The sequence below is a fragment of the Nocardioides sp. genome (assembly GCF_025964975.1).
In the GTDB taxonomy this organism is placed as follows: domain Bacteria; phylum Actinomycetota; class Actinomycetes; order Propionibacteriales; family Nocardioidaceae; genus Nocardioides.
The window spans coordinates 1-7,884 of the sequence record NZ_JAOPXV010000059.1 but is presented as its reverse complement, the minus strand read 5'-3'; the positions used below and the strand labels follow the sequence as shown (position 1 = coordinate 7,884).

Here is a 7,884-nt window from a genome sequence, read left to right as displayed (position 1 = left end):
AGCCTCGGAGCCGTCGTGCTCGCCGAGCGTGGGGGAGGGGAACCAGACGTCGAGGACCGTGTCGTTGGTGTCGAGGGTCGCGAGGCCGTAGCCGCAGGCAGAAGTCACGCGGCAACCCTACGGACTGCGGTCATACGGACCGAAGTCAGCGGACGACGGAGTCGGTGAAGCGCGGGCGGCCGTTGCCGAGGAAGAAGATGCCGAGGTAGTTCTCGAAGCCTAGGCTCGCGTTGCGACGCAGCACCGAGGAGTCCACCGACAAGGTGCCGGTGCGGTCGTTGCTGACGAAGAAGATGGCTCCGCCGCCCTCCTTGTCACTGTTGTCCACGATCGTCGGGTCGGTCAACCGGATGTGGAAGGTGTTGCCGTCGGCGTAGATCGCGCCGCCGCTCCCGCCGCCGGGCGTGCCTGCCTGCGCCGGGTTGGCTCCGCGACCGATCGCGCGGTTGTCGATGAAGGTGCTGTGGAGGATCCGCCACGACACCCCGATCGAGGACAGGGCGCCGCCGTTGCTGCAGACGCCGCCCGTGAAGGTGCTGCGCCGGACGACGACCGGTCGGTCGCGGTACTGGTCGAGGACCCGGACCGCTGCCCCCCGACGTCGGGTCCCGTGGCGGTGCAGCGGTTGTCGACGAAGTGGGCGTTGACGATCCGGAGCCGCCCGCCGCGCACGGACACGGCGCCGCCGGAGCCGTCCGCCAGGTCGGGGGACGACGCGTAGCCGTCGCGCAGCGTGATGTTCTTGATCACCAGCCGGGCCGTCGCCTGGTCGTCGCAGTGGAGGTGGTCCAGATCAGCAACTCGTCACAGGTGTCCTGGCGGAGGATCCGCCGCGTGCCGCCGCCGCTGAGCATCACGAGACCGCCGCCGTCGACGACCACCCGCTCGCTGGTGTTCAGCACCTCCGGGTCTGCTGCATGGTGATGGTGACCGGGCCGGGGCCGCAGTCGAAGCGGATCACCCCACCGCGGCGTACGGCGCGCACGACCGCCGCCGACGTGCAGCCGGCCGGCGTACCGTCCCCGACCACCTGATCGGCCATCGTGCTCCGGTATGGCGCCCGCACGGCGCCCTCGCCCGATGCGGGCGTGGCAGCGGCTGGACCGGCGAGGGCCAGACCGACCGCGACCAGGGCTGCGAGGCCCTTCGCTGTCCCCCGCGCCCGTCGGTGCACTCGCGGATCAGGCCGGCGTGGCCGCAGTGCCGGGCGTACTCCTCCACCATTGCACGATGATGTCGCGCACCTCGGTCGGGTCGCCGTGGACGTCGACGACCTTGTCGAAGTCGGTGCGATCCAGGACCTCGCGCGCATGGGCGACCTCCTCGCGCCACAGCGCCCAGGCCTCCTCGACCAGCGCCTCGTCCGGCTCGCCCTCCCAGCTGGAGCCGGCGTCGAGGTCCTCGTCTGGAACATCCGGCGGATGTCCATCCGCTCCTCGATCACGCGCCGGAACCAGCTCTGCTCGACGCGCGCCATGTGGCGGACCATCCCGAGCACGACATGTTGGACGGCGGCACCGAGCGGGTCCCGAGCTGGGCGGGCGTGAGCTCCTGGCACTTCAGCTCGAGCGTGGTGCGGTAGGCCTCGAGGTAGCCGATCAGGGTGTCCCGCTCGCCGCGCACCGGCCCTGCTTCCGCGCGGGGGTCCTGGTCGCGGGGGAGCCAGTCGCCGTCATATCCGGGGTGTGCCATGCCCCCAGCCAACCCACGCTCGCCGACCACTGGGTCGTCCCTTTCCCGGTAGTCCGGTGGCAAACGGTTGGGGAAGGAGACTCAGGACGACCGGTTGCCACCGGACTACCCCGTGGCGAGCGAACGCGCCTGTGGATATCTGGTGGAGGCACCCCGGGGCGGGGAAGTGTCCGGGCATGTTCGAACCTGCGCCCTTCAACCCACGTCGCGCCGCGCTGGTCGCGCCGGTGCGCGTCGATCGCACCGGGAGGGCCGGTCCGACCCCGGGACAAGCACGCGGCCCGCACTGGCGGACGACGAGCTTCGGATTCCACGTCCCTGCCATCGCTGTCCCGAAGGGTGACCAACGCACAGTTGAGGCTGCAGCAATCCTGCGGGAGGGCGAGGCCGTGACGGGGTGGGCAGCGTTGCACTGGCAGGGAGCTGCGTGGTTCGACGGTACGGCGAACGGCGGCCGACCCCGTGACGTGCCCATCGTTGTCGGCCGACACGTCGCGGCTCAGCCAGGCTTCCGGATCAGTCGGGAGTTCCTGGCGCCGTACGACATCCTGGTCATCGACGGAGTGCCGATCACGCAGAGCGTGCGCTCGGTGATTTTCGAGATGCGGTACGCCGCACACCAGGCCGCGGCGGTCCGCGCACTCGACATGGCGTGCTTCTCGGACCTGGTCACCCTCGTCGAGGTCGGCGCCTTCCTCGCGGCTGCGGGCCCGATCACCGGGATCCAGCAGGCACGGGACGCGCTGGCCGAAGGCGACGAGAACGCTTGGTCACCGCGTGAGACCGACATGCGCGGCGTGTGGACGAGGCGGGCGGGGTTGCCGAGACCGCTGTGCAACGCGCCGATATTCACCCTGGACGGACGCCATGTCGGGACCGCCGACCTGATCGACCCGGCGCTGGGTATCGCGGGGGAGTACAACGGCAGCCTCCACCTGTCGGGCAGTCAAGTCGCCAAGGACCTCAAGAAGGAAGCGTCCTTCCGGGACCTCGGGCTCGAGACGATCACGATGGTGGCGGCGGACTCGGGGGACCTGGATGACTTCGCCAGGCGGTTGCGGTCCGCCGCGGCACGCGCCGCCTCACGGACGACCGCGCCGGGCTGGACGGTGGAAACTCCGGATTGGTGGACACCGACCGCCACCGTTGCCCAACGGCGCGCGCTGGCGGACTGGCAGAGGGAGAAGTTCCTTCGATACCGCCGCGCCGCCTGACGTCTGGCTTGCCACGGAGACTGTTGCGGGCGACGGAAGTTGCCCCGAGGTAGTCCGGTGGAAAACGGTCGCGAAACGGTCCTCCGGACGACCGTTTGCCACCGGACTACCTCGGCAGCGGGTCGCCGGGGCGCGCGCGAACGGATTCGCGCTGCCGCGCGGGTGCGCCGTACGATCGGCGACAAGGCGTCCGAGCCGTCATCAGCGGCGAGCCTTCCGGAAGAACAGTCCCCGCGCGCCGGCGGCGGACCCACTAGAACCGGACGGGTGGCCCGTCACAGCCAGCAACGAGCGGCACCGCCGAGAGGCGGCGCAAGCGAGGTGGTACCGCGGCATCCGTCGTCCTCGTGGCCAACAGCCCGAGCGACCGACACCCCGCAGGAGTCCCCCGATGACCTACCCCAAGGTCTCCCACATCTCTTCGACCACGGTCACGAGCGCGCCGAACTTCCCGGCGATCGAGGAGGCCGTGCTGGCCTTCTGGGACGTGGACGGAACCTTCCAGGCGAGCATCGACCAGCGCGACGCCGACACCGACGGGGAGTTCGTCTTCTACGACGGGCCCCCCTTCGCCAACGGCCTGCCGCACTACGGCCACCTGCTCACGGGCTACGTCAAGGACCTGATCCCGCGCTACCAGACCATGCGCGGCAAGCGCGTCGAGCGCCGCTTCGGCTGGGACACCCACGGACTTCCGGCCGAGCTCGAGGCGATGCGGCAGCTCGGTCTCAAGACCACCGACGAGATCCACGAGCTCGGGGTGGAGAAGTTCAACGCCGCGTGCCGCGAGTCGGTGCTGAAGTACACCGGCGAGTGGCGGGACTACGTCACCCGCCAGGCGCGCTGGGTCGACTTCGAGAACGACTACAAGACCATGAACCCCGAGTTCATGGAGTCAGTCATATGGGCCTTCAAGCAGCTGCACGACAAGGGGCTGATCTACGAGGGCTTCCGCGTCCTGCCCTACTGCTGGAACGACGAGACGCCGCTGTCCAACCACGAGCTGCGCATGGACGACGACGTCTACAAGATGCGCCAGGACCCGGCGGTCACGGTCGGCTACGACGTCACCACCCCCGGCGACCTGCAGCACGTCAAGGTCCTCGTCTGGACCACCACGCCGTGGACGCTGCCCTCCAACCTCGCCGTGATGGTCGGCGAGGACATCGACTACGTCGTGGTCGAGTCCGCGGCGCCCACCGGCACGGCCGAGCGCTACCTGATCGCGGAGTCCCGCCTGGCGTCGTACAAGCGCGAGCTCTTCCCCGACACCGACGAACCGACGGTCGTCTCGCGCCACAAGGGCGCCGACCTGGTCGGTCTGGAGTACGCCCCGCCGTTCTCCTACTACGCCGGCCACGAGCGCGCCTTCCGCCTGGTGCCCGCCGAGTTCGTCACCACCACCGACGGAACGGGGCTGGTGCACACCGCCGGCGCCTTCGGTGAGGACGACAAGGTCGTCACCGACCGCGAGGGCATCGAGGCCGTCATGCCGGTCGGCAAGGACGGCCGGTTCACAGCGCCTGTCGACGACTACGCCGGCATGCTGGTCTTCGACGCCAACCCGCACATCATCGACCACCTCAAGGCAGCCACCCAGGGCCAGCCCGGGGGAGCGGTCACGCCCGGGACCGTGCTGCTGCGCCGCGAGACCTACGACCACTCTTACCCGCACTGCTGGCGCTGCCGCGAGCCCCTCATCTACAAGGGCGTCTCGTCATGGTTCGTCGAGGTGACCGCGGTCAAGGAGCGGCTCCTCGAGCTCAACGAGGGCATCCGCTGGGTGCCCGACCACATCAAGCACGGCTCCTTCGGCAAGTGGCTCGAGAACGCCCGCGACTGGTCGATCACCCGCAACCGCTTCTGGGGCTCGCCCGTGCCGGTGTGGAAGTCCGACGACGAGGCCTATCCGCGCCTCGACGTCTACGGCTCCTTCGAGGAGATCGAGCGCGACTTCGGCCGGCTCCCGGTCGACCCGAACGACTCTTCTGGCACCCCCGACCTGCACCGGCCCTTCGTCGACGAGCTGACCCGGCCCAACCCCGACGACCCCCGCTCGCCCGAGGAGGGTCAGTCCACGATGCGGCGCGTGGACGACGTGCTCGACGTGTGGTTCGACTCGGGCTCGATGAGCTTCGCCCAGGTGCACTACCCGTTCGAGAACGCCGACTGGTTCGAGGGGCACTTCCCCGGCGACTTCATCGTCGAGTACATCGGCCAGACCCGCGGCTGGTTCTACACGATGCACGTCCTGGCCGGCGCGATCTTCGACAAGCCGGCCTTCTCGACGTGCGTGAGCCACGGCATCGTGCTCGGCAGCGACGGGCAGAAGATGAGCAAGTCGCTGCGCAACTACCCCGACGTGCGCGAGGTGTTCGACCGCGACGGCGCCGACGCGATGCGCTGGTTCCTGATGAGCTCGCCGATCCTGCGCGGCGGCAACCTGGTCGTCACCGAGCAGGGCATCCGCGACTCGGTCCGACAGGTCCTGATCCCGCTGTGGAACAGCTGGTACTTCTTCAGTCTCTACGCCAACGCTGCGCAGAAGGACGGCGTGTCGTACGACGCCGCCCGCAGCACCGCGAGCACCCACCCGATGGACCGCTACGTCCTCGCGAAGCTGCGCGACTACGTCGAGACGATGACCCTCCAGCTCGACAACTACGAGGTCGCCGGTGCCTGCGACTCGACTCGCTCGTTCCTCGACGCGCTCACCAACTGGTACATCCGCCGGTCGCGCGAGCGCTTCTGGAACAGCGACTCCACCGACGCATTCGACACCCTCTTCACGGTGCTGGAGACGGTCTGCCGCGTCACGGCGCCGCTGATGCCGCTCGTCACCGAGGAGGTATGGCGCGGCCTGACCGGCGGTCGGTCGGTGCACCTGGCCGACTGGCCGCTCGCCGACGAGCTGCCTGCCGATCCCGCCCTCGTCACGGCGATGGACTCGATCCGCGACGTCTGCTCCGCGGGCTCTGCCCTCCGCAAGGGCGCGAACCTGCGCAACCGGCTCCCGCTGGCCTCGCTCACCGTCGTCGTGGCCGACCCGGACCGGCTGGCGCCCTTCACCTCGATCGTCGCCGACGAGCTCAACGTCAAGAGCGTCCGGCTCCTCGACGTCGACACGGACGAGGCCCACGCCTACGGCGTCCAGCAGCGCCTCACCGTCAACGCACGCGCGGCCGGTCCACGCCTCGGCAAGGACGTGCAGCTGGCGATCAAGGGCTCGAAGTCGGGGGACTGGTCGCTCGACGAGGACGGGACCCTCACCGCTGGCGGACTCGTGCTCCTCGAGGGCGAGTTCTCGCTGGAGACCGTGGCTGCCGACACCGGCGCCGACACGGCGACCGGTGTGCTGCCCGGTGGCGGCTTCGTCGTCCTCGACACCGCGCTCACTCCCGAGCTCGAGGCCGAGGGTGTCGCTCGCGACCTCGTCCGTTCGGTGCAGCAGGCCCGGCGCGAGGCAGGGCTCGACGTCAGCGACCGCATCGCGCTGACTGTCTCGGGACCCGCCTCGGCACTCGAGGCCGCGAGGACGCATGAGGCGCTGCTCGCCCAGGAGACGCTGGCCACGACCGTGTCGTACGCCGAAGCGCCCGACGTGTCCGTGGAGGTCGTCCGCGCCTGACGCTCAGGTCGGGGTCGCGGTCCCCACCGTCGGCAGTTCGATGTCAGCCGGCCTTCGCTGAGCGCGGGTCCGGGCGCCGTACCCCCGAACTGCCGACGTCAGGGCGGGCGTGACGCCCCGCCTGTCGGGGCCAATGGTTGGATGAGTCACATGCTGCTTGACCTGACTGCCGACGCCGTGACCCTGACCGAACAACTCGTCAACATCGAGTCCGTCTCGCACAACGAGGCCGCCATCGCGGACGCCGTCGAGCAGGCGCTCAGTGCGCTGCCGCACCTCATCCTCACCCGGCGGGGGCATACCGTCGTGGCCAGGACGGATGTGGGACGCAGTGAGCGCGTGCTGATCGCCGGTCACCTCGACACGGTGCCGCTCAACAACAACCTGCCGGCCCGGCGCGAGGACACGGAAGACGGCGGGATCCTGCACGGTCTCGGCACCTGCGACATGAAGGGTGGCGACGCGGTGATGCTCAAGCTCGCTGCCGACGTGCCCGAGCCCAACCGCGACATCACCTTCATCTTCTACGAGGCCGAAGAGGTGGACTCGGTCCACAACGGCCTGCGCCTGCTCGCCGAGAGCGACCCGGAGCTGATGACGGCCGACTTCGCGATCCTGATGGAGCCGAGCAACGCCCGCGTCGAGGCCGGCTGCCAGGGCACCATGCGAGCTGACGTGCGCACGACGGGGGAGCGCTCGCACTCGGCTCGCAGCTGGATGGGAGTCAACGCGATCCACAAGGCGGCGCCGGTGCTGGCGCGGCTCAACGACTACGTCGCTCGCCAGCCCGTGATCGACGGCCTGACCTATCACGAAGGGCTCAACGCGACGGGGATCCGTGGGGGCGTCGCGGGCAACGTGATCCCCGACGAGTGCGTCGTCGAGGTCAACTTCCGCTTCGCCCCCGACCGAGACGCCGTAGACGCGGAGGCGTTCGTCCGCGACTTCTTCGAGGGGTACGACGTCACGGTGACCGACATGGCCGTCGGTGCCCTGCCCGGGCTCGACCGGCCCGCCGCGAAGGCGTTCGTCGAGACCGTCGGCGGCGAAGTGGCACCGAAGTTCGGCTGGACGGACGTCGCCCGGTTCAGCGCCCTCGGCGTACCTGCCGTCAACTTCGGCCCCGGCGATCCGATGTTCGCCCACAAGCAGGACGAGCAGGTGCCGATGGAGCACATCACCCGCTGCGAGCGGGTGCTCAAGGAGTGGCTGGCATGAACGAACGGTTCAAGGGCCCGGTGATGACGCGTCGAAGTCAGGTCCAGGAGGGCACCACCACCGACCAGCGCCTGCTCGACTCCCGAGGGACGGCCGACTGGGTGCACACCGACCCGTGGCGGGTGCTGCGCA

7 protein-coding genes and 1 pseudogene are annotated in these 7,884 nt (G+C 69.6%); 4 read left to right on the top strand and 4 right to left on the bottom strand.

What is annotated here, in order from left to right; genetic code table 11:
- Nucleotides 1-145: 145 nt before the first annotated feature.
- From JWN68_RS04505 to JWN68_RS19220, 4 genes are all read right to left on the bottom strand, one after another.
- The gene (locus JWN68_RS04505; protein WP_297735299.1) at nt 146-484 is read right to left on the bottom strand and encodes a hypothetical protein; all 339 of its coding nucleotides are present in this window, start codon (nt 482-484) and stop codon (nt 146-148) included.
- A gap of 262 nt (nt 485-746) precedes the next feature.
- Complete coding sequence (locus JWN68_RS04500; RefSeq protein WP_297735296.1) at nt 747-902, bottom strand: hypothetical protein; 156 nt, start codon at nt 900-902, stop codon at nt 747-749.
- Nucleotides 896-1,042: a hypothetical protein gene (locus JWN68_RS04495; RefSeq protein ID WP_297735302.1), complete on the bottom strand. Its 147-nt coding sequence runs from the start codon at nt 1,040-1,042 to the stop codon at nt 896-898. Before JWN68_RS04495 ends, JWN68_RS04500 begins: the two co-directional genes overlap by 7 nt.
- A gap of 398 nt (nt 1,043-1,440) precedes the next feature.
- On the bottom strand, nt 1,441-1,692 hold the full coding sequence (locus JWN68_RS19220) for a hypothetical protein (protein ID WP_366519741.1): 252 nt from the start codon (nt 1,690-1,692) through the stop codon (nt 1,441-1,443).
- 176 nt (nt 1,693-1,868) lie between these two features.
- Between JWN68_RS19220 and JWN68_RS04485 the strand changes: the two genes are divergently transcribed.
- From JWN68_RS04485 to JWN68_RS04470, 4 genes and pseudogenes are all read left to right on the top strand, one after another.
- Complete coding sequence (locus JWN68_RS04485; protein ID WP_297735293.1) at nt 1,869-2,906, top strand: hypothetical protein; 1,038 nt, start codon at nt 1,869-1,871, stop codon at nt 2,904-2,906.
- 391 nt (nt 2,907-3,297) lie between these two features.
- Nucleotides 3,298-6,534, top strand: coding sequence for an isoleucine--tRNA ligase (ileS, locus tag JWN68_RS04480; RefSeq protein ID WP_297735290.1), 3,237 nt, complete (start codon nt 3,298-3,300; stop codon nt 6,532-6,534).
- A 150-nt stretch (nt 6,535-6,684) separates the two neighbouring features.
- Entirely contained in the window at nt 6,685-7,752 is a 1,068-nt protein-coding gene (dapE, locus tag JWN68_RS04475; protein ID WP_297735287.1) for a succinyl-diaminopimelate desuccinylase, read from the top strand.
- Nucleotides 7,749-7,884 (top strand): annotated as a pseudogene (locus JWN68_RS04470) (TIGR00730 family Rossman fold protein); the annotation flags it as partial. The gene dapE and the pseudogene JWN68_RS04470, both read left to right, overlap by 4 nt.